We start from the raw sequence: 22,855 nt of genomic DNA, 5'->3' as shown, positions 1-22,855 counted from the left end.
GCAGGTCAGCGGCCGAGGACGAGGAGCAGCTCGAGCGTCCCGGCGTCCTCGACCTCGACGAAGCCGAGGCTCGGCGCCTCGAGCCCGAGGTCGGAGAACGTCACGGGAGCCGAGCCTGCGGCCCTCAGCCCCGCGCCGTCCCGGACGACGTCGAGCGTGAACGTCACGGGATGCTCGGTCCCGCGCAGCGTGAGCGTGCCCGGAACCTCGACGGTGCCGCCCTCCTCGAGGTCCGGCAGCGCGACGGGCGCGCCGATGCGGAACGTCGCCGTCGGGTGCGTCCCGGCCTCGAGCAGGTTCCGCATGAACGAGTCGCGCGGGCCGACGCCCGTGACGATCGACGCGACCTGCACGGTCGCGTCGACGGCGGTGAGACGGCCGTCCTCGACCGTGACGGTGCCCGTGACGTCCTCGGTGCGGCCGACGACCGTGACGTCTTCGCCGCGCAGGACCTCAGCGACCCGGTAGCCCGCGGTCGTGCCGGGCCCGAGAGTCCACGTGCCGTCGACCTCGAGCGGGCCCGTCGTGGGCGCGGGTGCCGTCGTCGTCACTGCGAGCGGTGGCGGCGTGCTCCGGTTCCCCCACCACGCGTAGATCCGGGGTCCGACGAGCACCGCAAGCGTGGCGAGCACGACGAGGGTCACGACGGCGGCGACGCGCCGTCCGTGCTGGCTCCGGGCCGGATGCGCGTCCGTCATGGGGTCTCCTCGGCGCGGGTGGCCGACGGCGCTGGGTCGGGCATCGTCGACGTGGGTTCGGGGGTCTCGTCCGGCGCCAGCGTGCGGCCGAGGTCGAGTGTGCCGGACGGCGAGGTCATGGCGTCAGTTGCAGGTTCCGGGCTCGCGGGCGGGGCGGGGAGCGGGCGTGGCACACGGACAGCAGCGCCGACCTCGACCGTGCCGTCGGGCGTGACGACGATGACGCGCGCGTCGAGCCAGGTGCGGCTCGTCCGGTCGAATCGCCACAGCGTCATCTGCGCGACCCCGCCGAGCGGTCCGATCGTCAGCTGGCCCTCGGCCGCGCCCGCGGTCGTCCCGGAGACGTAGAGCGTGCCGAGGCCCGAGCGGACGGGGCCGATCCGGCGGTGCAGGTGCCCGGAGATCTGCAGCGGAACACAGCCTGTCGCGAGCGCTGCCCCACCGATGCGCGGAGTGTGGATCATGAGGAGGTCGGGGTCGTCCTCGCACGCTGTCGTCGCGAGGCGCTCCGCTTGGTCGTCGGGGTCCTCCTCGCCCGCCTGGACGGTTCCCGCACCGAGGCGGGTCTCGCGTGCGTCGCGGTCGCCGAGGATCCGCACGCCCGCGACGTCGACGACGTCCCCTCCCGGCACGGTCGCGCCTGCGGCCCGCGCCTGCTCGGCGGTCTGGGAGGAGTCGTGGTTGCCGGTCGTCAGCACGTACTCGGTGCCGTCCGGGGCGGCGTCGACGAAAGCCTCGACGCAGACGCGCTCGACGGCGGTGCCGTTGATCGATGTGTCGCCGGTGTCGAGGATCGCGGAGGCTCCGGCGAGCTGTGCCGTGCGGCGGATGACCGGTGTCATGCCGATGTTGCAGTGGAGGTCGCTCACCTGGAGGAAGGTCACGACGTCGGCGTCCTCGGGCTCGGGCGCGTCCGTCGTGGGTGTCGTCGCGTCCGGCGTCGGCCCGTCGGTGCTCGCGTCCGTCGCGGCCGGGGCGGTGACAGTTCCGGTGCCGCCGTCCGGGGACTGCCCAGCGGTCGTCGACGGGTCGTCGGCGGGGCGCGTCGGCGGCAGGTGGGCGTCGACCCGCGCCGCGCCCTCGCGCAGCGAGAGCGCGGCGGCTTGCTTGTCGGCCGCGGTGCGGTCGAGCCATGCCCGGTCGAGGTCGGCGACGACGGCCGCGTAGTACGCCTCGTTCTTCTCGTACATGTCGAGGAGCTGGCCACCGTACTCCTCGATGACACCCGAGAGTCGACCCGTGATCCTCGCGCCCTCGAAGGAGGTCCCTGCGAAGACCGTGCTCTCCGGGAGCGCCTCGAGCCGTGCGCGGGCCGCCGCCCCGTTCGACGCCGTCGCAGCGACGAGCACAAGCACGACGGCGCCCGCGAGCGTCACCGTGTGCGGCGCGAACCGTGCGAGGAGCTCGGTGCGGCGCGGCCTGCCCAGGAGCAACCCGAGCGCGAGGGTCGCGGCGACGGACAGTCCGGCGCACGCGAGGGCCCGGCGGGCCGCGTCCTCGGCGAGCGCCTCCGCGACGTGCCGGACCGTGGCCTGCGGCCCGGTGAAGAACTGCAGGTAGGCCGTGAGGTCGCCGTCGAGCGCCTCGAGCGTCGTGCGGTCGCCGACGGCCTCGAGGTCGGCGGGGATCTCCTTGAGCGTCGCGCGCACGCCGATGCCGAGCGGTGCGGGCGAGTCGACCTCGATCGTGCCGAGCGGCCCGAGGTCGACCGTGACGATCCCGTCGGTCGTCACCTCGTAGCTGGCCTCGTGGGGTCCGAGCGTGAGGTCAGCGCGCGCGGTGACGACGCCGACGACGAGCGACGCCGCGAGGATCGCGACGGCGACGAGCGTGCGGCGCAGCCATGTCGGCGGGAGCGTCCGCCCCGGGCGGACGCGTGGGCGAGCGTCGACGGGCATCGCGTCCTCCCCTCGTTCGCCTCGTGCGGGTCGAGCGCGCGGTGGCCGCGCGACCCGATCCTTGCGGTTCCGAGCCTAGGCGTGTTCGCAGGAGACGCGCACACCCGTGCCGCTCTCCGGACCCGCCGGGGACGACCGCGAGCGTATGCGGCGCGCGCTCGTCAAGCGATCGTGGGCGACAGGACGGAGTGGGATTTCTCACGGTGGTCCGCGCAACATCCGGGACCCAGGTCCCGGTCGTCCTACCTACACTCGAGAACGTGGACCGGACGAAGAAGAACAACGTGGACGTCGTCCTCGTCGGCGGCGGGATCATGAGCGCGACCCTCGGGACCCTCATCTCGCTGCTTGAGCCGACGTGGAAGATCGAGATCTTCGAGCGCCTCGACGGAGTCGCGCTCGAGTCGTCCAACCCATGGAACAACGCGGGGACGGGGCACGCGGCGCTGTGCGAGCTCAACTACACGCCCGAACGCCCTGACGGCTCGATCGACACGACGAAGGCCGTGAAGATCAACGAGCAGTTCCAGGTCTCCCGCGAGTTCTGGCATCACCTCACCTCGGCGGGCCTCCTGCCCGAGGCCTCGACCTACATGAGCCGCACCCCGCATATGACCTTCGTGCGCGGCGAGGCGAACGTCGACTACCTGCGCCGCCGGCATGCCGCGCTCAGCGCGCACCCGCTCTTCTCCGACCTCGAGTTCTCGGACGACCCCGCGGTCATTGCGCAGTGGGCGCCGCTCCTCGTCGCGGAGCGTGCAGACGACGAGCCGATCGCCGCGACGCGTGCGATCTCGGGCACCGACGTCGACTTCGGCTCGCTCACGCGGTCGATGCTCCGCCACCTCGTCGACCACGGTGCGACGCTCGCGACGCAGCACGAGGTGAAGAACCTCCGCCGCCGCAAGGACGGCACATGGGACGTCAAGGTCCGCGACACGTCGTGGAACGCCAAGGACCCGGTCCGCACCGTCAACGCGCGCTTCGTCTTCGTCGGCGCGGGCGGCGGCGCGCTGCCCCTCCTGCAGCGCTCGGGCATCCCCGAGATCAAGGGCTACGGCGGCTTCCCCATCTCGGGCCAGTTCCTCCGCACGACGAACCCTGAGATCGTCGCGCAGCACCACGCGAAGGTCTACGGCAAGGCCGACGTCGGCGCACCACCGATGTCGGTGCCCCACCTCGACACGCGCGTCGTCGACGGCGAGACCTCGGTGATGTTCGGCCCGTACGCGGGCTTCTCGACGAAGTACCTCAAGCAGGGCTCGCTCCTCGACCTCTTCACGTCGATCCGTCCCGGCAACATCGTGACGATGGCGGGCGCCGGCCTCGACAACATGGACCTCACCGCCTACCTCGTCTCCGAGGTGACGAAGTCGTTCGACGCGAAGTTCCGCTCGCTACGCCAGTTCATGCCGACGGCGCGTCCCGAGGACTGGGAGCTCATCACCGCGGGCCAGCGAGTCCAGGTGATGAAGCGCGACCCGAAGAAGGGCGGTCGCCTCGAGTTCGGCACGGACGTCGTCACGGGAGCCGACGGGACGATCGCGGGCCTTCTCGGGGCATCGCCCGGCGCCTCGACCGCCGCGTGGGCCATGGTCGACGTCCTCGAGCGTTGTTTCCCCGAGCATCGCGCGGCATGGCGCCCGCGTCTCGCCGCGATCGCGCCGTCGCTCGCGACCGACGACTGGGACACCCCGGCCGAGCGCGAGAGCCTCGAGGCCCTCGCCGAGCTCGACGAGGTGGGCGCGAGCGACGCCTGACGGGCTCACGGATCAGACGCGGCCCGCGCGCACGTCCTCGACGCCGCGGTTGGCGAGCGCGTCCGCACGCTCGTTGCCCGGGTCCCCCGCGTGACCCTTGACCCACGCCCACCGCACGTCGTGCCGTGCGACCTGGGCCTCGAGCAGCTGCCAGAGCTCGGCGTTCTTCACGGGCTTCTTGTCCGCGGTGCGCCAGCCGTTGCGGCGCCACCCGTGAATCCACTGGGTCATGCCCTTCATGACGTACGTCGAGTCGACGTGGAGCGTCACGGCGCAGCGACGGTTGAGGGCGCGCAGCCCCTCGACGGCGGCGAGCAGCTCCATGCGGTTGTTCGTCGTCGTGGCCTCGCCGCCCCACAGCTCGCGCTCGTGGCCGCCCGAGCGCATGAGGACGCCCCAGCCGCCGACGCCGGGGTTGCCCTTGCACGCGCCGTCGGTCCACATCTCGACGACGGGACGGGTGTCCTCGGTCGCTTCCTGGAGCAGCTCAGGTGCGTCGTCGGGTGATTCGGAGGGGGTTCGTGGCATGCGGACCATCGTACTGGGGTCACGGAGAGGTCACGGTGGTTACGCTTCCAGGTCAATAGGCCCTACGGTATGGCCATGAGAGCCGAAGACGTCTCCTCCCGTTCCATCGACCCGAGGTCGGCAGGGCTCGAATCCGTGCGAGCCGACCTCCTCTACGAGTTCGAACTCGAGCTCAGGCGCACCGCGAAGGCGATCGGCCGCACCGTGCCGCCCGGACGCGTGCTCGTCGCGCGCGAGTCCACGCAGGGGAAGACCGTCGTCACCCGCTACTCCGACACCGGCCTCCGCGGCTGGATGGTCGGGCCCCGCCTCGCGCTGCTCGAGGACGGCGGATGGGTGCCCTACACCCAGGGCCGGACCCACAAGCTCGACAAGCCGCGCCACTCGAAGCTCTTCGGCGACGCGACGACGCGCGAGTATGCGGAGCACTGGCAGAACCTCACCGACGTGGGGGTCACGCCCGGTGCCGCCTACATCACGATCCCCGCGAGCCACGAGGGTTTCGTCGCGGCATGCCGCGACCCACGTCGTGCCGAGCTCTTCGAGGTCCAGGACCTCGGCGGGATGCCCCACCTCGTGTTCACGTACTCGCGCGGCTCCGCCGGGTCGCTGCGCTCGGTCCTGCGTGACGACCTGCAGAAGTGGATGCAGGACTACGCCTGACCACCGCTCCCGGTCACGACGCGGGGCTCCCCACCGGCAGGTGGAGAGCCCCGCGTCGTGCGGCGGTCACGGTGCGGGTGTCACCGTGCCCGTGAGGACGAGGTCGGGCTGGCCGAGCATCGACCGGTCGACGACGAGCCGGACCTGGCGCGCCGGCGCAACCTGCGCCGTGCGTCGCACAGGGATCTCGACGATCATCGAGGTCGCCCCCGCGTTGATCGCGAGTCCGAGCTGCGCCCCGCTCGAGCTCAGCGGACCTCGCAGGGAGGCATCCGACACCTGAGACTGCAGCCACGTCGGCACGAGCTGCTCGGCAGCGAGCTCGTCGGTGACAGCCGCGAACGTCCCCGTGGTCCACAGGCCCTCGATCGTCGGCTCGGTGAGACGCAGCTCCCAGCGCAGGCTCCCGCCGGGCGTCGCCGTCGCGACGGTGCTGACCGCGTCGAGCGTCGGCACCTTGCCGGCAGGCGCGGACACGGCGCCCGACGGGTTATCGACGACGGCACCGCGGTCGGCGATGACGGTGACGTACCCGATGTCGTGGCCGTCGGGGTTGATCGAGACCGCGTCGTCGTCGGGCACTGTGAGCCGGACGTCGAGCGAGGTCTGGCCGGGCTTGATCGTCCGGAACTCGCCCGTCGTGCTCCAGGTGCGCGTGTCGAGGTGCTCGACCCAGACCCGTGCGGACCTCGTCCGCGTGCCCGTCACCGGGATCCGCAGGACCTGCGTCGCAGCGTCCGCCGACGTGATCTTCGTCGTCGTCGGCACCGAGACCCGGGCGACGGTGCGCACGGACGCGGACGAGCGACGCTGCCCGCTCGAGACGCCGTAGGCGTCGAGGACGACGAGCCTGCCGGACGCGCTCCGCGCCTTGAGATCAACCCGGGCGAGCTTCGACGTGTCGACCTTCGAGCGCGCCGGGAGGCGGAAGCGGACCTCCTGCGCCCAGCGGGATGCGAGGTTCGCGACGGCGGGCATGCGGCTGGGTGCGTGCTCGGCCTTGACGGTCGCGCTGCGGCCGGCCGTGTCGGTGAGGACGAGGTCGAACGACGGCGTGGTCTTCTGCGGGGGCACGACGACGCGCATCGTCAGCCACTTCCGGTGGCTGAGGTTCGGCAGGCCGGTGAGCCTCACGCGCGCACCCTTCGCGGTCCACCCGACAGCGAGCGCAGGGTCGAGCGGGAGGGAGCTCATGCCCATGAGACCGGCACCGTGCGGCGAGAGCTCGTCACCGAAGCAGGTGACCGCGTCCGTGGACCGGGGCACGAGCGAGCACGACCTCGCGGCTGCCTTGCCGCGGGTCGAGACCTTGGGCTGGCGGTCGGCGGTGAGTACCGCGGTGCGGCGTCCGCCGACCGCGTGGCTGAGCACGGTCGCCGACCCTGCCGAGTGCGCTCGGACGGGCGAGCCGTCGAGAAGGCTGCGCGCCGACGCGTCGCCCGCGACATAGGCATTGACCGCCGCTGCGACGTAGGTCGCACCCACCGCACGCTGCTGCTTCGCCGTGAGGCGACCCGAGGCCTTCGGCCCGCACGAGGTCGACACCCCCTCGCCGTCGTCCCACGACGGCGCCTGGGACACGCCGGGGGTCCACTCGGAGTTGAAGTAGTTGTGGTTCGCGCCGAGAACGAGGACGGACGACCGCAGCGCGTGGTCGCCCGACGCGATGCCGACACCGCGGTCGACGTAGGCCTGTCCCTGGAGGTCGGAGACGTCGCCGTCGCACGACGGCAGCAGGACGGTCGTCGGGATGCCGATCGCGACCTGGGTCGCGAAGTCGGTCGGGGCGACGAGAACCTGTCCGACGATGCGGAACGGGTCGCCCGCACGGGACTTGATCGCGGCGCGGCTCACTCCCTCGCCGCCGCGGGAGTGCCCGACGGTGACGACGCGCGACAGCTTGAGCTTGCCCTTGAGCTTCTCGGTGCCACGGGGCCCCTTCGTGCCGCGGTTCCACTGCGACAGGAGGGTGAGGTGCCGGCGCACGAGGTCCGCGCGCGTGCCGGCGCCGCCGTCGTTCTCGCTGTGGTCCTGCGCGTTGATGCCGTTCGCCGAGATCGACACGGTGACGTAGCCCTGGGACGCGAGGAGGTTCTGCTGGTCGCGGTAGCCGAGGTAGCTGGGGATCGAGTGTGATCCCGCGGGGCACGGCCAGCCGTCGACGATCTCGTCACCCTTGTAGCAGACGGAGTGGCGACCGTGGAGGAGGACGACGACGGGACGGGTGCCCTTGGCGTCGCGCGGCATGACGACGTGGGCACGGGTCTCGACGGCGGTGTCGTAGCCGGGAACCTTCATGCCGCTTGTCGAGTAGGTGAAGGCACGGGTCGTGTAGCGGCCCGGGGTTCCGGGGTCTTTCGACACGAGCGTCGTCGGACGCGAAGGGAGAGCGGTCGGTGCCGACGGGGCGACGAGTGCTGTCACGGCGTCGGCGCGTCCGGCGAGGACCTTGCTGCCGCGGACGACGGCGACGTCGCGAGCCTTGAGGTCGGTCGCGCCGAGGACGCGCGCGCCGTAGGTCCGTCCCGTGACGGTCGGCTGGACGACACGTGCGTCCGGGAGTCGGAACTCGGTGCGGGCGTCGGTGAGCCGGTCACCGGCGGGTGCAGTCCACGAGACGAAGGCGCCGTCGTCGTCGGTGACGACCGTGATGCCGTCGGCGGACGTGCTGCTGGCCCCCGCACGGAGGGCGTCGGCGACGCGCGTCGTCATGTCGGTGTCGACGACTGCGTTCACCCCCGCCGACTGCGGGGCGGCGGGGCCTGCCGCGACGGCCGCGCCGGCCGCTGCGGGCGCGAGCGTCGCGGCGAGCGCGAGGGCGAGCGCTGAGGACAGCAGGGCGGCTCTCGGACGGTGCATGGGGCTCCCTCAGGGATGAGCAGAACGGGACCAGAGACGTCCGATACGGTATGCGAGTCCGGTTCGTCGCGCCATCTTCCCCCGCCCCCTTGAGGGCAGCGCCGCGGCGTGTCGCCGCGACACGCCGCGCGGACCCGGAGATCCAGGCCCGCGCGGCCTGGCCAGCTGTCAGCGAGCCGTGTATCCCGAGGAGACCGTCCTCGTCGCGAGGAGCTTCGAGGTCGACTTCGCCGGGGTGTAGACGAGCGCGACCTTGCCGCGCGGCAGCCTGCTCGTGCGGACCTTCGCGACCCAGTACTTGCCCGATCGGACGATCTTCGCGCTCTTCGACACGTACTTCTTGCCGACCTTCGCACGGACCGTGCCGTGCGGTCGCGTCCCCGCGACCGTGCCGACGCGGACCGTCAGCGTCGCCTTCGAACCCTTGCGTACCTTCGCCGCCTTCGTCACCTTGATCGACGGAAGCCCCTTGGTCACCTTCACGGTCCGCTTCGCACGCGATCCCGCGAGCATGACGTCACCGCTGTACCGCGCAGTGACCGTCTGTTTGCCGGGGCGCACGCTCGCGGGCAGGGTCGCCGTGGCGCGCCCGCTCGAGGACACCTTCGCCGTGGCGACACGCTTCGTGCCGACGTAGAACCGCACGACGCCCTGCGGCTTCGTCTCCCCCGTCACCTTGACCGACACCTTCGTGCTGCGGCCGTAGCGCACGGAGATCTTCGACATCGTCGCGCGGGACTCCGCCGGCGTCGAGAACCCGACGACCGCGGTCCCGCCAGAGATGGATCGCACCATGACCGTCCGGCCGAGGCTCGAGCTCCGGACCGATTCACCCGCGTGGACCGTCGCCCAGGCGACGCCGTCGCTCGAGCCGCCGAGCGTGACGAGCGACGGGACCCCACGGGAATCGCGGACGATCGTCGAGAAGCGCACTCCCGTGCCGAGGTCGTAGGCGGGGTCGATCGCCCACGGCGAGGCGTAGTACGCGCCGGCGTCGTTGCCCCCGCCGTCACGCAGCTCGAGATAGATCGTGCGGCCCGCCTGGTCGACGAACCTCAGGCTCAGGGGAGACCTGCCGGACACCGCACGCACGCGGGTGTCGACGCCGGGGCTCCCCGCCGTGACAGAGGAACCGGGCAGGATGTCGAGGACCTCGCGGAACGCCGGGTCGAGCACGGGCGGGGCGTAGGTCGTCGTGCCCTCGCTCGAGGAGGCCCCCATGACGGAGTGGATGCCGAAGTACTCGATCGCTCCGTCCGCATCCCCGATCTCGAGGTTGGAGTGCCCGAGGCCGAAGTTGTGCCCGAGCTCGTGGGACACCGTGTGAGCGTCGTCCGCCGCGAGGAAGACGAGCCCCCCCGAGGTGAGCCCGGAGCCGATCGTCGCGAGGCCGGTCCAGCCGATTGACCCGTCGTCGTAGCACGAGCGCGGCACCATGACGATGAGGTGCGTGCGGGCTGCACGTGATGCGTCGACGCCCGGAAGGAGCTTCTGCGCGCGCTCCCAGACCTTGAAGTAGTCGCCGTTCGCGAGCTCGGCGCAGACGTTGCTCGTCGTGAGCGTCGCCTCGCCCCGGACGGTCAGCCCGTTGACGATCTTCCCGGTCTCACGCGTCCAGTAGTCGCTCCCTCGCGAGACGGCGGCACGGCCCTCGGCGAGCGTGAACTCGCCCGTCGCCGCTGCGTCGTCGACGCGCACGAGGTACGCGGAGTGCGCACCAGGGCGGGGCGCAGCCGCGACGGGCGCGGCCTGCAGGACGTCGATGCTCCGTGCCTTGAGGTCTCCGGCGCGCGTGAGCGCACCCGCAGGTGCGTCCGGGCGCGAGCCGCGCAGCGCGGCGACGGGGACGTCCGCGGGGACACCGACGACTGCCTTGACGGTATCGCCGGGGCGCGCCTTGACGAGCGCGGCGGCCGGGACATCAGCGTCGAGGCGCACGACGGACCCTGCCTCCGTCCGGATGCCGAGCCCCGTCGTCTCGACGGGGCGGCCGGCGGCGTCCCGGCCGGAGCCGAGCGTCGCCACGAGCGTGCCGCGGACGACGAGGTCGTCCACGGGGCCCGGGGACGCCGCGGCCGTGACCGCGGGAATCCCTGTGAGCGTGAGTGCGAGGGCGCACACGGCGCCCCAAGTCTTGCGTGGCATGTTGTCCCCTGCTGACGCATCCGAGTCGGCGGCGCTCGGCGCGCGGACGCAGACGCGCCAGCATCTAGGGACTCACACTAGTACGTCCCGTGACGCACCTGGAAGCCGAGGTTGGGGCGCCGTCGTCCGCGGCTGACCGCGGACGACGGCGCCCTCTCACGCTGACGTGCCGGACCCTACTTGAGGTACGGCCCCGCCTCGCCGACCTTGCCCGGGGCGGGCGTGGTCGCCGTGTCGAGGACGTAGGCGCGCATGTTGCCCTTGCCCGAGACGCTCGCGGTGAGCGTCCCGTTCGTCACGACCTTGCGGTCGCCCGTCACGGCGTCGACGTACGTGCCGTTGGGCACGGACCGGAACGTCGCGGACCCCGAGACGGCGACGAGCACGAAGCTGTCGACCCCCGCGGCCGTGTAGCGGCGCTTGTACGCGATGCCGCCATCGACGTTCTTCGTCGAGTACTGCCCCTTCTGGAGCGCGGGGACCGCACGCCGGATGAGGTTGAGCCGCTGGACGTGCTTGACGAGCGGCTTCTCGAGCGTCTGTGCGACCGCTCCGGACGACGACGAGACGACGCCGAAGTCCGAGGCGACGACCGAGCCCGCGAGGTGGTCACCGAAGTACGCGCGACCGGTCGTGGCGAGCGCGCAGCTCGGGCCGCAGTCGATCTGCTTGCCCGCCTGGAACTCGATCTCCGAGCCGTAGTAGAGCGTCGGGATCCCGCGGAACGTCCACATGAGCGACATGTTCTCCGCCCATGCGTCGGTCCCGCCGTCGTAGCGGACGTTCGACTTGTTGGGCCCGTAGTCGTGCGAGTCGACGTAGACCGTGTTGTACGTCGCGTCGTTGTAGGCGTCGTCGGAATCCATGCCGTTCCAGAACGCCGAGCCTGCGTCGCCGAAGTTCATGTGCATGCGCATGTCGATGACGTTCATGCCCGAGAACTTCGAGTGGTCCGGCGTGTGGTAGGTGTTGCCGTCGGCGCCCGCGAGGACCGCGTTGGTCGACGTGGGCTGGCCGTCCGGACCCTGGAGGTTCTCCCACGCGAACTGCTCGGCGGCCGCGACGACGTCGTCGAGCGCGTACTCCTTGCGCTCCTTCCACGTGTAGAACGGCGCGGAGTGGTTGACCGAGCCGCGGTTCCACTTGTCGTGGACGAACTGGGCGACCTCGCCGAAGACGTAGAAGTCCTTGCCCTTCTCCCCGTGGACCGAGGTCGCGTGCTCCTGGATTGCCGGGAGAAAGTAGCGGTTCCACATGACGCGCGGAATGTGGACCGCGGTGTCGATGCGGAAGCCGTCGACACCCATGTCGATGTACCCGTTGTAGGCGTCGATGAGGTACTGGCGGGTCTCGGCGTCCTCCGTGTTGAAGTCCGCGAGGTCCTCGTGGATCCAGCAGTCCTGCGCGTCCTTGCCCTCCCAGTTGCCGATCCAGCACTGGTGGAAGTTCTTCGCGGGGAACATGCCGGCGGTCGGCGAGGGCCACTGGCACTCACGGAGCGCGAAGCCCTCCTTGGAGAACTTGCCGGTCGGCTGACCGAAGCCCTTGCAGGTCGTGCCGAGCGGTGCGGTCGAGGACCACAGGTCGCCGTTGTAGGAGCGGCCCTTCGCGAGGAGGTTCTGCGCAGCCGTGAGCGTCGGGTCGTCGCCCTGGTTCTCGACCATGGGGTCGTACTCGCGGCCGGCCTCCTTCTTCGAGTAGAACCAGCTCCACTCCCCGCTCGAGTCGCCCCACACGGTGGGCGTGAACAGGCCCTTGGCTCCCCAGCGCGAGGAGTGGTTGTAGACAACGTCCTGGTAGATCTTGATGCCCTTGGCGTGGGCGGCGTCGATGAGTTCCTGGTAGCTCGCACCCTGGGACTCGAGGCGCGGGTCGACCCGGTAGAAGTCCCAGCCGTGGTAGCCGTGGAAGTCGTAGTCGGAGCGGTTGAGGACGACCGGGGTGATCCAGATCGCGGAGAAGCCGAGGCCCTTGATGTAGTCGAGCTTCTCGACGAGGCCCTTGAAGTCGCCCCGGAACATGGGGTCGTCGTTCGCGGCGTTACCGGAGCTCACGTGCTGGGAGCCTCCACGGTTGTTCGTCACGTCGCCGTCGTTGAACCGTGCGGTCATGACGAAGTAGATCGAGTCCTCGCGCGGGTCGCCGCCGAGCGGCGTGCCGCCGCGGGGATTCTCGGGCGCCGTGCCCGTGGTGACGGCGGCGGGAGCGCTCGCGGCGGAGACGTTGCCCGCCGCGTCGAACGCCGCGACGGTGTAGCTGTACCGGGTCTCAGGGAGGAGCCCCGTGTCCGTCGCCGTGAGGGCGGAGACGTCGCGCGTCACGGTGCCGGCGCCGCCGGTGCGCACGACGCGGTAGCCCGCGACCTCGACGTTGTCGGTCGACGCACGCCACGAGACGGTCGTGCGCGTGCCGTCGGCGGTCGCGACGACACCTGCAGGGACCGAGGGTGCGGTCGTGTCGTCGACGGGCGGCGGGACGTCCTCGCACGGGTCGGTGCCGGCGGCGATGCGGCCGTCGCGCACGAGGTTCACGCCGGCGCCGTACGTGTAGTCCTTGCCGCCGTTGTTGTCCCAGCGGCCGGAGCCGTCGTTGAACACGGCGGTGCCGCCGGTCGCGGTGCCGAGGGCGATGTCCTTGACGAACCAGCCGGGGCACGCGGGCGTCATGTCGACGCCGGGGACGGCGGTCCAGGCGCCCGTGGCGACGCGGTAGTGGATCTTCGGCGCCGACCACGTCGAGCCGTAGAAGATCTTCGCGCTCGCCGCGGGGGGCGGGGTCGTCTCGGGGTCGGTGGGCTCGTCGGTGGGCTCGTCGGTGGGCTCGTCGGTGGGCTCGGGACCGCAGGGGTTGGTCCCGGCCGCGATCGCGCCGTCCTTGACGATCTGGACGCCACCGGAGTAGGCGTAGTCCTTGCCGCCGTTGTTGTCCCAGCGCCCGGAGCCGTCGTTGAGGACGAGCATGCCGCCGGAGGCGGTGCCGAGCGGGATCTGGTGCTTGTACCAGCCGTCGCACGCGAGCGTCATCGCGACGCCGGGGACGTTCGTCCATGCGCCCGTGCCGACGCGGTAGTGGATCTTCGGCGTGGTCCAGGCGGTCTTGTAGTAGATGGTGGCCGACGACGTGGGCTCGTTGCCGGTGTCGCAGGGGTTCGTGCCCGGGGTGAGCGCGCCGTCCTTCCAGACGACCGTGCCCCTCTCCGTGCGGTAGTTCTTGCCGCCGTTGTTGTCCCACGCGCCCGCACCGTTGGTGAAGGTCACCTGGGCGCCTGCGGCCGAGCCGAGGACGATCTGCTGGGACTTCCAGCCAGTGCACGCGTCGGCCATCGCGACGCCGGGGAGCGCGGTCCACTGCTGGCCGTCGACGCCGTAGTGGATGTACGTCCGCGACCAGGCGGCCTTGGCCGGGTAGTAGACGGTCGTCGTCGCGGCGGGGACCGCCGAGACGAGGCTCGCCCCGAGGAGGGGCACGGCGAGGCTTACTGCCACCACCGAGGCGAGGAGACGTGGTCTCGCGAATCTGCTTCGTCGCATCATTCTCTCTTCTCGACGGGCCGCGACGTCGCGGCCCCGGACCGGCCGGCGTCGTCGCCGGCGGGACTCGCCGCAAGTTTCTGAGGGCTTGCTGCACGAGTCTGCAGCGGAACGTAGCGGGTCCGGCAGGTGTCCGCTACTGCGAAAGAGCGACAACATGGGACGTCTGCTCAGGTCAGCGCCAATCCGTCGCGAACGACGGCGAAGGCCCCGGTCCGGGGACCGGAGCCTTCGCTGTGCTGCCGCGACCTGCTCACGATGTGGACGACGGGAGTCCGCACAGCGAACGTCAGGTGACGGTGCCCATGTGCCAGGGCACGAACTCCTCGACGCCGATGCCGAGCTCCTCGCTCACGGTCTGCTCGCCGGACGCGACGGCGAGCACGAGGTCAAAGAGCTCCTGCCCGACCTCCTCGAGCGTCGCGGTGCCGTCGACGATCCGACCCGCGTTGACGTCCATGTCCTCGCGCATGCGCTCGTACATCTCAGTGTTCGTCGCGACCTTGATCGACGGTGCGGGGCGGCAGCCGAAGACGGAGCCACGCCCAGTCGTGAAGACGACGACGTTCGCGCCGCCCGCGACGAGGCCCGTGACGGACACGGGGTCGTAGCCGGGCGTGTCCATGAAGTCGTCGCGACGACGGCGGCACCGTCGGGGGCGATCTCCTCGCCGGGCTCGAGGGCGCGGGTCGCGACCGCGACATCGTCCCCGGTCCGCAGGAGCAGGACGCCCGGGAGGGTGTCCGTGCGCTGGTCCGTCATGTGTAGTCCTATCCTCGACACTCGGAGCAACCGGTTGCCGCCTGCTCGCCGTCAAGCCGGGGAGGAGTCTATGTGCGGCACGACACCAGCGCGGAAACCGGTTCCGCACCACGCTGGGCGGCCCAGAGCCGCGCCGCATGACGAGGTCAGGACTCGGCGAGCAGCCGCGCTCCGAACGGGTACCACCGCTCCGCGACCGCCGACGGGCTGTGGAGCCCGTCGAGCACGACCGCGGCGAGCCGGACGGCCAACGGGTGTCCCTCGCCCAGCTCGATCGGACGACCCGACGCGACCGCAGGCCCCGCCCCGAGGTACGGCGTCGTCCGCACGAACCACGGCCGGCCACGGTCCTGCACGAGCACGACCGTCGTCCACGCCACCCCGTGACGCGCAGCGACGACGAGCCACGGCGAGCGCGACCCGTGGACGACCTCGCCCGTGCCGAGGCTCGACGCGACCCGGTGCTCGTCCGCGGGAGCGAACCGCCAGAAGATCCCGCCGTAGCCCGGAACGGATCCCGAGTCCTCGGCAGGGTTCGAGATCGTCAGGGCCCGGCGCGCCGTGAGCTCGCTCGACCAGCGCAGCGCCCAGCCCGCGTCGCCGTCGAGCAGCTCGCCGTCGAGCGTCCGCTCCTCGTCGAGCAGCACCTCACCGACACGGCCACGCCACTCGACACGTTCGACAAGCCGGCCCGGGCACCCCTCGGCGATCTCCGTGGACAGCCTCACCTGACGGCCATGGTCCCCGAGGACACGCATACCCTCCCCCGGGACGTACGTCCGACCGCCCCAGAAGTTCGTGCCCGCGACGTCGGGCAGCGCGATCGACAGCCCGTGATGATGACGACGGTCGGCGGGCAACGCCGCCGTGATCCGCGTCCCCGAGAGCGAACGCACCGGGTGCAGGTGCGGACGCGGCGCGTGGACGTCGGTCATCGACGCCCCCTCGCGGTACCGCGCGAGCCGCGACTCCCCCGCTGCGAGCACCGTGTCGGCGCCGTCGAGCACTCACGCGAGGCCCTCGGGCCGGGGCGTCCGCCGCGCCGCCGCAGCGGTGCTCGCGCTCCCCGCGGGAGCCGGGCCCGACGACGCCCGCACGACGAGGCGTGTCGGCAGGATCTCCGTGAGCGTGTCCGACTCGTGGTCGTCGGCGACCGCGGCCTTGCCCGCGAACTGCGCGCCAAGACGCCCCCACGCGTGCGCGCCGAGCTCGTCGTGCGGCACGTGGACCGTCGTGAGCGACGGCGACGAGTATCGCGCCAGCTCGATGTCGTCGAAGCCGACGACCGAGACGTCCTCGGGCACCGAGACACCAAGCTCGCCGAGGTGCGCGAGCAGGCCGAACGCCACCTGGTCGTTGTACGCGACGACCGCGGTCGCACGCGTCGCGAGGACCGCCTCAGCAGCCGCGTAGCCGTCGGCGACAGTCGGCCCGCACGGCAGCGTCACGAGGCTCGTGCCGCCGAACGACACCTGCGCCTCGTCGACCCCCTCGAAACGCGCCCGGTTCGACGGGCTCGTCGGAGGGCCCTGGAGATAGGCGATCGACTCGTGCCCGAGCTCGACGAGGTGCTCGAGCACCGTGAACATCGCCTCGGCGTAGTCGACGTTGACCGACGCGATCCGCGAGCCCGGAAGCGACCGGTTGACGAGGACGAGAGGACCGAGCTCGACCGACGCCGCCTCGAGCGCCGCGTCCGACATCTGCGGCGAGACGAGCACGAGCGCGTCGCACCGCGCCCGCGTCGCGCGCACGACGTCGACCTCCCGCTCGTCACGACCCGCAGTCTCCGCGATGACGACGCCGTAGCCCGCGCGGTAGGCACCGTCCGTCACCGCGCGCAGCACCGCCTGGAACATGGGGTTGGCGAGGTCGGGCACCACGACGCCGACCGCGAGCGTGCGCCCGAGCGACAGCGACCTCGCAGTCACCGACGGCCGGTACGCGAGGCGCTCCGCGACCTCGCGGACACGGCGCGTGAGCTCGTCCTCGCCGCGCAGGCCGTTCATCACGCGGGAGACGGTCGCACGCGAGACGCCCGCGGCCTCAGCCACGTCACTGATTGTCGCGCCACCGCTCACTGCTCTGCTGGTTCGCACGTCGCCATCCTAGGTGTGGGAAGAGGTGCGGTCTGGGACCCGCGGCGCGCAGCATCCTGTGCGCCGCGGGGTCGTCATCGCGTGAGCGCGGCGCCCTCCCCGTGGCGCTGGAGCAGCTGCTCGCCCTCGGGCCGGGAGGCCGCGACCGGCACGGCGTCAGGAGTCGCCGAGGGGTCGAGGACGACACGTCCGTCACCGGCGACGCGGATCGCACCGCGCTCGACGACGCGCAGCTCGACGCGGCCCGCGGTCCCCGGCGTGCCCGTCCCCGTAGACGTCACGGTGCGCCGACGCGTAGACCCGCACGGGCGTGTCGTCGAGCCACCAGTTGACGAGGTCGAAGTGGTGCGAGGACTTGTGGATGAGGAGGCTGCCCGAGTTCGCGCGCTCACGGTGCCAGCGGCGGAAGTAGTCGGCGCCGTGGACCGTGTCGAGCACCCACTCGAAGTGGACGGACAGGGGTGCCCCGGCTCCCGGAAGCCGCAGCCCCGCACACCTCCTCCAGGGCGTGCGGGGCGGCGATCGACTGCGGGCTCGACCGCCGCGGCCGGCCAGTCGACAGCCGTCGTGCGCCCGCCACGGCCAGGCCGTCGACCCTGGGGCGGGCCGCTCAGGCTGCGAGCCGACCCACCGCCTCGCGGAGGAACCTCTCGGGCTCAAACCGAGGCAGCGCGCGCTGTGCCGCGTCCCACGCGTCCTCGAGCGTGGCACCACGGTGGCGGGTGCCGTAGAGAGCTGCGACCGCCGCGGTCCGCGAGCGTGCCTCGGCGCAGTGAACGAACACCTCGGTGCCCTCGGCGCGGATCTCGGCGATGACGTCGACGACGTCGGTGAGCGTGCGCTCGAGGTTGAGGTTGTGCCCCTCGCTGTCGATGAGCCGCACGCGGACGGACTCGAGCCCGTCGGGCACCTCGGCGGTGCCGACGCGGCTCAGGGAGACGACGGCGCCGACGCTTGCGGGCAGCGCGTCGAGGGCCCCCTGCGAGCCGAGCCACACGCCGTCGTCGAGCGGGTGGCGCACGGGCGCGGTGACCTTGAGCCCCGGGGTGAGCGTGCTCGGTGCCGACGGCCAGCCCTGTCCGTCGGGCTCGCCGTTGCGGACCGCGAGCGCGGCGAGGCGTACGAGCCCGTTAGCGTCGGTCCCGGGCCAGCCGTGCAGGCGGCGCAGCCACGTGGCTGGGATCTGGGTCTGTCCCCAGAGGGCGCCTGCGAGCGCGCCGGCAATCGCGGCGACGGTGTCGGTGTCGTTGCCTCCGCGGACCGCGCGGTACATCGCCTCGCGGTAGTCGTCGGCGCCCGCGACGGCTGCGAGCGCGGCCTGGAACGCGGCGACGACCCAGCCGTTGCGTGCGGCGAAGTCGCGCGGGTGGGCGCCGTCGGCGAGCGCGGCGTCGATGATCCGTGCCCAGCGGTCGCGGGGCTCGCCTGCGGGCACGTGGTCGAGGCCGCGGGCAACGTCGAGCTCGCCGGTGAGGATCGCGTGCTCGATCGCGAGGGACCACAGGACGCACGCGTGGGTGTTGTCCTCCTCCCAGTGGGTGAGGCGGGCGATCGCGCCTGCGGCGCGTGCGACGAGGTCGCGGTCAGTGCGGGGTCGTCCGGTGCGTGCGGCGGCGGCGATGCCTGCGAGCCCGACGGGGCCTGTGCGCATGAGCGCGCCGTTGCCGGCGCTGCGGCCCGTGCGCTCGTGGTGCTCGCGGGCGGCGCGCCGCGGGAGCATGCGGAGGTTGCTGACGTCGGAGAGGTCCTCGACCTCCAGATCGCCGATGTGGAGCAGGTGTGCGGTGCTGTCGAGGACCGCGCGGGTCTGGTTGCCGACGTCCTTGGCGGTCCGGGACCACTCGATCCACTCGCGGACGATCGCGAGGTGCGCGCCGGTGTCGTCGAGCGGGGGGAACGGGAGGGTGCCGGGGTCGATGTCGCTCGGGGCGCTCGGGTCGAGGTCGCCCGCGAGGACGCGGAGGATCGACAGAGCCATCGACGTGTCGTCGGTCCACTCCCCGACCGCGTGGCCGAAGGTTCCCACGCCCTGGACGGGAGTGAAGCTGTCGTCGTGCGCGGGGCCGAACTCGTACTGGGAGCCGAGGGCGTCGCCCGCGGCGGCGCCGAGGATCGCGCCGATCGCGCGATCGGTCTGGTGGGACGTGAGGTGCATGGTGCCTCCCGAAGTCTTTTGCTCGATTATCGTCTAACTACTGGGTCGAGCATGACACACCCTCGCCCTATTGCGCAACAATCGCCTAAAGTTGGTCCATGCCCAACGACACCCCCGCCTACCGCGACAGCCACGGCCGCACGCTCACCGACTACCCGCGGCCGTCCGTCGCCGTCGACACCGCCGTGCTCACCGTCGAGGACAACGCGCTGTGCGTGCTGCTCACCCCCGAGTCCCGCGCCCACCGCACGTCGGGCTGGGCGCTGCCTGGCACGTTCCTCCACCCCGGCGAGACGCTGCGCGAAGCAGCGTTGCGCGCGCTGCGCACGAAGGCCGGGGTCGAGGGCCTCGACCCGCGCCAGCTGCACGTGTTCGACGCCCCGGACCGTGACGACCGCGGCTGGGTGCTCTCGGTCGCGCATGTCGACGCTGTCCGTGCCGACCGCATCCCCCGCACGGCCACGACCCGCATCGTCCCCGTCGCCGAGGTCCCTCCGCTTCCCTACGACCACCGCGCAATCCTCAACGCGGCCGTCGACGACCTGCGCGCCGAGCACGCCGCACGCCCCGACCCGCGCGGACTGCTCGGCCCCGAGCCCTTCACCGTGCGGGACCTGCGCGTGCTCCACGAGGCTGTCACAGGCGAACGCGTCAACGCCGACACGTTCCGGCGCGCGATGCTCCCAGGGCTGCGCGCGACGGGCGAGCTGCGCCGCGGCGCCCGCGGCAAACCCGCGGAGCTCTTCGTCCGGGCGTGAGCGCACGTCCCGCTGGCGCATGGCGGCTCCACGAGACGTTCCGCGTGTTCGTCGACGACGAGGGCGTCCTACGGACCGACCACGTGCTGCGGCTGCGCCGGACCGTGGCGGTGCGACTCCACTACCGGATGGAACGGGTGGGGTGAGCGGCCGCAGTTCCATGAATGTCGGCGGCTCGGGGTAGCGTCCTCGACAGGTCACGAGCGACCAGCGACACGCCCTCCGCGTGCTGGTCCGGCAACCGCGCTCTCGCGCACGGTGCCCCAGGAGGAAGACCGGCCCGTCACGACCGTGACGGGAAGAGCGAACCACCGGAGCAACCCCATGAACATCGATCCCCGCACGACCCTCGACGATCACGGCTTTCTGCGGCTGCCGACCCCGGCCACCACGTCCCACGCCCGACACCACACACACGGTGTCCGCGCCCTCCAGCTGTGTCACGCATGCCTTGCCGGGGCCTGGGTGCCGAGCGAGGCCCGCGCCCGCCGCCTCACGTGCGACACCTGCCGCCACCTTGAAGACGTCGTCGCCACACGCACCGGCCACGCAGCGGCCCGCGCCGTCATGAGCGTGCCCCGCCTCGAACCGTCGCGGTCGCTTCTCGCCATCCGAATGCGCCGCATCCTCAACGCCGTCAGCCCCGACCTAGTGACGCGCGGTCCTGCTCGCCGCCGGATGACGACGTGGTCCGCCGTCGTCGACGTGCTCGACACGAGCACGGAGGCGCGCATCCTCCGGTGGCGCGAATGGCTGCACGCGGTCGCGCCCTCCGACGCCGAGGGCTGCGCGGCGGCGCTCACCGACGCGACGTGGCTCGTCGACGTCGCCGTCGACTACGAGCGCAAAGAGATCGCGGCCCGGAAGGCCCGGGATCGCGCACGTCGTCGTGAGGATCTTGCCGTGGCCATCGCCGAGCTGGCGCGCGCACTGCGGGCCGTGGTGCGGCCCGTGGGGCGTGGTCGTGGGGTCGGGGTCTCGTAGCGGGAGTGCCCGGGCAGGCGCTACCTCGGTCTCCGGACGTCCGACGCCATCTTCGACCCGAGCGCTGCGACCCGCGTGAGCACCTCGGTGATCTCGTTGAGCGTCGATGTGGGAGGCATGTCGAAGACGGCGCCGAGCTCGACCTCACCGCTCAGCCGTGCCTGGCCGTCGCCGAATCCGGTGCCGAGGAAGCGCGGTGAGCCGAGCTCGGCGAGGCGGGCGATCCCGTCCTTCTCCCATTGCACCCTCTTGCGCGGCACGGATCGTCACCAGGTGATCCATTCCTCGTGCGCGAGGTGCTCGTGCCACAGGTGAGCGAGGTGGTCCCAGTCGTAGGCACGCGACGTCGTGACGCCCCGCTGCACGAGGCGGAAGCGCAGCTCGGGGCCGCGGAGCCCTGAGGCGTCAGCGAGGCGCACAACGTCCTGCGTCGGCAGGCTCTCTGCCACCTCCCACCGCACGACATAGCCGGTCCCTTCGATCGGGGCGTCGACGGTGGTGGCCCACAGCCCGCCCGAGCCGATCTCGAGCGTCGTGCGCGTCGAGCCGTGCGGGAGGACGACATGGTCGTGGAGGTAGGTCGCGCGGGCGCGGAGCGCGAGGAACAGGTCCTCGTCGACGATGCCGTTCCAGATGCTCGCACCGTCGACCCGTGGGACGTGCGTCTCGAGGTGCCGACGCCAGGCTGCTGCGGTGGCCGCGACCCACGGCACGTCAGAACTCATGAAGGGCTCGATGAGCTCTTCCCACGACGTGTTTCGCCAGGCGCGGGCATGCTGGGTGTTGACGCGAACTCCCCGCGGCGAGACCGCGAGAAACGCGCACGCGTCACGATCAGCGTCGTCGACGTAGGCGAGGTATCGCTCGAGCTGCTCGGGGCCGAGGCCCGAGAGCACCTTGATCTCGAGGACGGCCACGACCCGGCCGCCCGCTTCGACGACAACGTCCGGACGGTCGGCCCTGCGGTCACCGCGCGCCTTCGACACCTCACGGCGGACGACGAGCGGAGCACCGTCGGCGATGCCGAGGGTGCGTCGCGTGGTCGACTCGTCCGCCGTCATGAGGGTCGCGAGGAGGTCGCTCCACGCGTTCTCGTTCGACAGAGGAAGGAGGAAGCGCAGATCAAGTTTGGTGGTCACAAGTCTCCCTCCGCGCGAATGGAATCGATATTGAGCAGACGCGTACGACCTGTCGCACGCGCTTCGGTAATGGCGACGTTCTCGACGAGCAGTCGCGCAGACTTGCGCCCGAGGTCGACCACGGATCCGATGCCGTCGTGGGCCTCAGTGACGATCGACTGCGTGATCGTCCCACCCCTCCCCAGGTGGGTGAGAAGTTCCTTGTGGATCCGGCGACTCGTCTTCTTCGAGCGCGCCCCGTCTGCAAAAGCACTGCGGTAGTTGCGGGCTCGCTTCTCCAGATCGATCGACTCTCCGATGTAGGCGACGGTCACGCAATCGGGGTCGCACTCAAGGTCGAAGCGATACAAACCCGGTCTCTTCGGTAGCGGCGGGAACACAAGCCGGCCCTCGGCTGTGAGCGTCACCCTGCCCGCTCGACGCCACATGAAGGAGATGGCCATGGTCGTGTGCTGCACTACCTCGAGGCCAGCAAGTTCCGCATCGTCCAGAGCGCGGCGGGGTGTGCGCGTCGGTCTCGGTGCCACGCTCGCAACCGCAGCCTCCGTATCGAGGCGGTGGGTCGAGAATCCCCGCTTCACAAGCCACCGCCGAGCAGTGCTCGACGTGAACTCGCTGACAGGCAATCCTGTGGCGATCGAGACGACTTGCTTGACCGGCCACTGCACATCGTCAATGTCGACGAAGTGCAGTGTGATAGCGCTCGGCGCGTGGCCACGGAGTAGCACACGCACCTCGTCTGCAGTGGCCTCACCCAACTGCTCGCTCATGTCACCGTTCATAGCATGAGGGTAGGGACTTGCCCCGAAATTCCGGGGTCCGCCGCGACCCGTCGACAGACCTACTCGAACGACTCATCGATGTCACCGACCCCGCG

Annotated in this window: 19 protein-coding genes, 1 pseudogene and 1 riboswitch; of the genes and pseudogenes, 5 read left to right on the top strand and 15 right to left on the bottom strand. The window is 71.4% G+C overall.

Annotated elements, in window-relative coordinates; genetic code table 11:
• Positions 1-5: 5 nt before the first annotated feature.
• Both C1729_RS01195 and C1729_RS01190 read right to left on the bottom strand, forming a co-directional pair.
• On the bottom strand, positions 6-698 hold the full coding sequence (locus C1729_RS01195) for a YceI family protein (RefSeq protein WP_102507995.1): 693 nt from the start codon (positions 696-698) through the stop codon (positions 6-8).
• Positions 695-2,596, bottom strand: coding sequence for a metallophosphoesterase family protein (locus C1729_RS01190; protein ID WP_129590627.1), 1,902 nt, complete (start codon positions 2,594-2,596; stop codon positions 695-697). Before C1729_RS01190 ends, C1729_RS01195 begins: the two co-directional genes overlap by 4 nt.
• Positions 2,597-2,856: 260 nt before the next feature.
• Between C1729_RS01190 and mqo the strand changes: the two genes are divergently transcribed.
• A complete protein-coding gene (mqo, locus tag C1729_RS01185) occupies positions 2,857-4,356 on the top strand; it encodes a malate dehydrogenase (quinone) (RefSeq protein WP_242493664.1) in 1,500 nt (499 codons plus the stop codon).
• Between the two features lie 12 nt (positions 4,357-4,368).
• Here mqo and rnhA read toward each other — a convergent pair whose 3' ends face one another.
• Positions 4,369-4,800, bottom strand: coding sequence for a ribonuclease HI (rnhA, locus tag C1729_RS01180; protein WP_102510448.1), 432 nt, complete (start codon positions 4,798-4,800; stop codon positions 4,369-4,371).
• 159 nt (positions 4,801-4,959) lie between these two features.
• On the opposite strand from rnhA, the gene C1729_RS01175 reads away from it, so the two are divergent.
• Entirely contained in the window at positions 4,960-5,547 is a 588-nt protein-coding gene (locus C1729_RS01175) for a hypothetical protein (RefSeq protein ID WP_129590626.1), read from the top strand.
• A 66-nt stretch (positions 5,548-5,613) separates the two neighbouring features.
• On the opposite strand, the gene C1729_RS01170 is transcribed toward C1729_RS01175, so the two are convergent.
• The 9 genes and pseudogenes from C1729_RS01170 to C1729_RS01130 form a co-directional block, all read right to left on the bottom strand.
• Positions 5,614-8,406 carry an alpha/beta hydrolase gene (locus C1729_RS01170; protein WP_102507988.1) on the bottom strand — a complete coding sequence of 931 codons (2,793 nt, stop codon included), beginning with the start codon at positions 8,404-8,406 and terminating at the stop codon, positions 5,614-5,616.
• A gap of 168 nt (positions 8,407-8,574) precedes the next feature.
• Positions 8,575-10,551 carry an Ig-like domain repeat protein gene (locus C1729_RS01165; protein ID WP_129590625.1) on the bottom strand — a complete coding sequence of 659 codons (1,977 nt, stop codon included), beginning with the start codon at positions 10,549-10,551 and terminating at the stop codon, positions 8,575-8,577.
• Between the two features lie 176 nt (positions 10,552-10,727).
• Positions 10,728-14,036 (bottom strand): carbohydrate binding domain-containing protein, encoded by a 3,309-nt coding sequence (locus tag C1729_RS01160; protein ID WP_207204548.1) that lies wholly within the window; start codon positions 14,034-14,036, stop codon positions 10,728-10,730.
• A gap of 334 nt (positions 14,037-14,370) precedes the next feature.
• Positions 14,371-14,706 (bottom strand): UxaA family hydrolase, encoded by a 336-nt coding sequence (locus C1729_RS01155; protein ID WP_242493663.1) that lies wholly within the window; start codon positions 14,704-14,706, stop codon positions 14,371-14,373.
• 283 nt (positions 14,707-14,989) lie between these two features.
• Positions 14,990-15,850 (bottom strand): DUF6807 domain-containing protein, encoded by an 861-nt coding sequence (locus tag C1729_RS01150; RefSeq protein WP_102507985.1) that lies wholly within the window; start codon positions 15,848-15,850, stop codon positions 14,990-14,992.
• Positions 15,851-16,942 (bottom strand): LacI family DNA-binding transcriptional regulator, encoded by a 1,092-nt coding sequence (locus C1729_RS01145; RefSeq protein ID WP_102507983.1) that lies wholly within the window; start codon positions 16,940-16,942, stop codon positions 15,851-15,853.
• A 74-nt stretch (positions 16,943-17,016) separates the two neighbouring features.
• On the bottom strand, positions 17,017-17,223 hold the full coding sequence (locus tag C1729_RS14445; protein WP_102507981.1) for a hypothetical protein: 207 nt from the start codon (positions 17,221-17,223) through the stop codon (positions 17,017-17,019).
• Positions 17,186-17,410: pseudogene (locus C1729_RS01135) on the bottom strand (Gfo/Idh/MocA family oxidoreductase); the annotation flags it as partial. The pseudogene C1729_RS01135 and the gene C1729_RS14445, both read right to left, overlap by 38 nt.
• Before the next feature lie 142 nt (positions 17,411-17,552).
• Entirely contained in the window at positions 17,553-19,097 is a 1,545-nt protein-coding gene (locus tag C1729_RS01130; protein ID WP_102507980.1) for an ADP-ribosylglycohydrolase family protein, read from the bottom strand.
• Between the two features lie 98 nt (positions 19,098-19,195).
• Here C1729_RS01130 and C1729_RS01125 point away from each other — a divergent pair, with 98 nt between their 5' ends.
• From C1729_RS01125 to C1729_RS01120, 3 genes are all read left to right on the top strand, one after another.
• On the top strand, positions 19,196-19,855 hold the full coding sequence (locus tag C1729_RS01125; RefSeq protein WP_102507978.1) for an NUDIX hydrolase: 660 nt from the start codon (positions 19,196-19,198) through the stop codon (positions 19,853-19,855).
• A complete protein-coding gene (locus C1729_RS14440; protein WP_165375382.1) occupies positions 19,852-20,001 on the top strand; it encodes a hypothetical protein in 150 nt (49 codons plus the stop codon). Before C1729_RS01125 ends, C1729_RS14440 begins: the two co-directional genes overlap by 4 nt.
• Before the next feature lie 49 nt (positions 20,002-20,050).
• Positions 20,051-20,165: riboswitch (SAM riboswitch) on the top strand.
• A 14-nt stretch (positions 20,166-20,179) separates the two neighbouring features.
• Positions 20,180-20,839 (top strand): hypothetical protein, encoded by a 660-nt coding sequence (locus C1729_RS01120; RefSeq protein ID WP_102507976.1) that lies wholly within the window; start codon positions 20,180-20,182, stop codon positions 20,837-20,839.
• 20 nt (positions 20,840-20,859) lie between these two features.
• Here the strand turns inward: C1729_RS01120 and C1729_RS01115 are convergent, their stop codons facing one another.
• The 3 genes from C1729_RS01115 to C1729_RS01105 are packed head-to-tail and all read right to left on the bottom strand — an operon-like array spanning position 20,860 to position 22,748.
• Complete coding sequence (locus tag C1729_RS01115; protein ID WP_102507974.1) at positions 20,860-21,099, bottom strand: hypothetical protein; 240 nt, start codon at positions 21,097-21,099, stop codon at positions 20,860-20,862.
• 6 nt (positions 21,100-21,105) lie between these two features.
• Entirely contained in the window at positions 21,106-21,978 is an 873-nt protein-coding gene (locus tag C1729_RS01110) for a PDDEXK-like family protein (RefSeq protein WP_102507973.1), read from the bottom strand.
• Positions 21,975-22,748, bottom strand: coding sequence for a GIY-YIG nuclease family protein (locus C1729_RS01105; RefSeq protein WP_102507971.1), 774 nt, complete (start codon positions 22,746-22,748; stop codon positions 21,975-21,977). Before C1729_RS01105 ends, C1729_RS01110 begins: the two co-directional genes overlap by 4 nt.
• Between the last annotated feature and the right edge of the window lie 107 nt (positions 22,749-22,855).

The sequence above is a fragment of the Sanguibacter massiliensis genome, assembly GCF_900240335.1.
Classification (GTDB): Bacteria; Actinomycetota; Actinomycetes; order Actinomycetales; family Cellulomonadaceae; genus Flavimobilis; species Flavimobilis massiliensis.
This window is presented reverse-complemented; position numbering and strand designations above follow the sequence as displayed.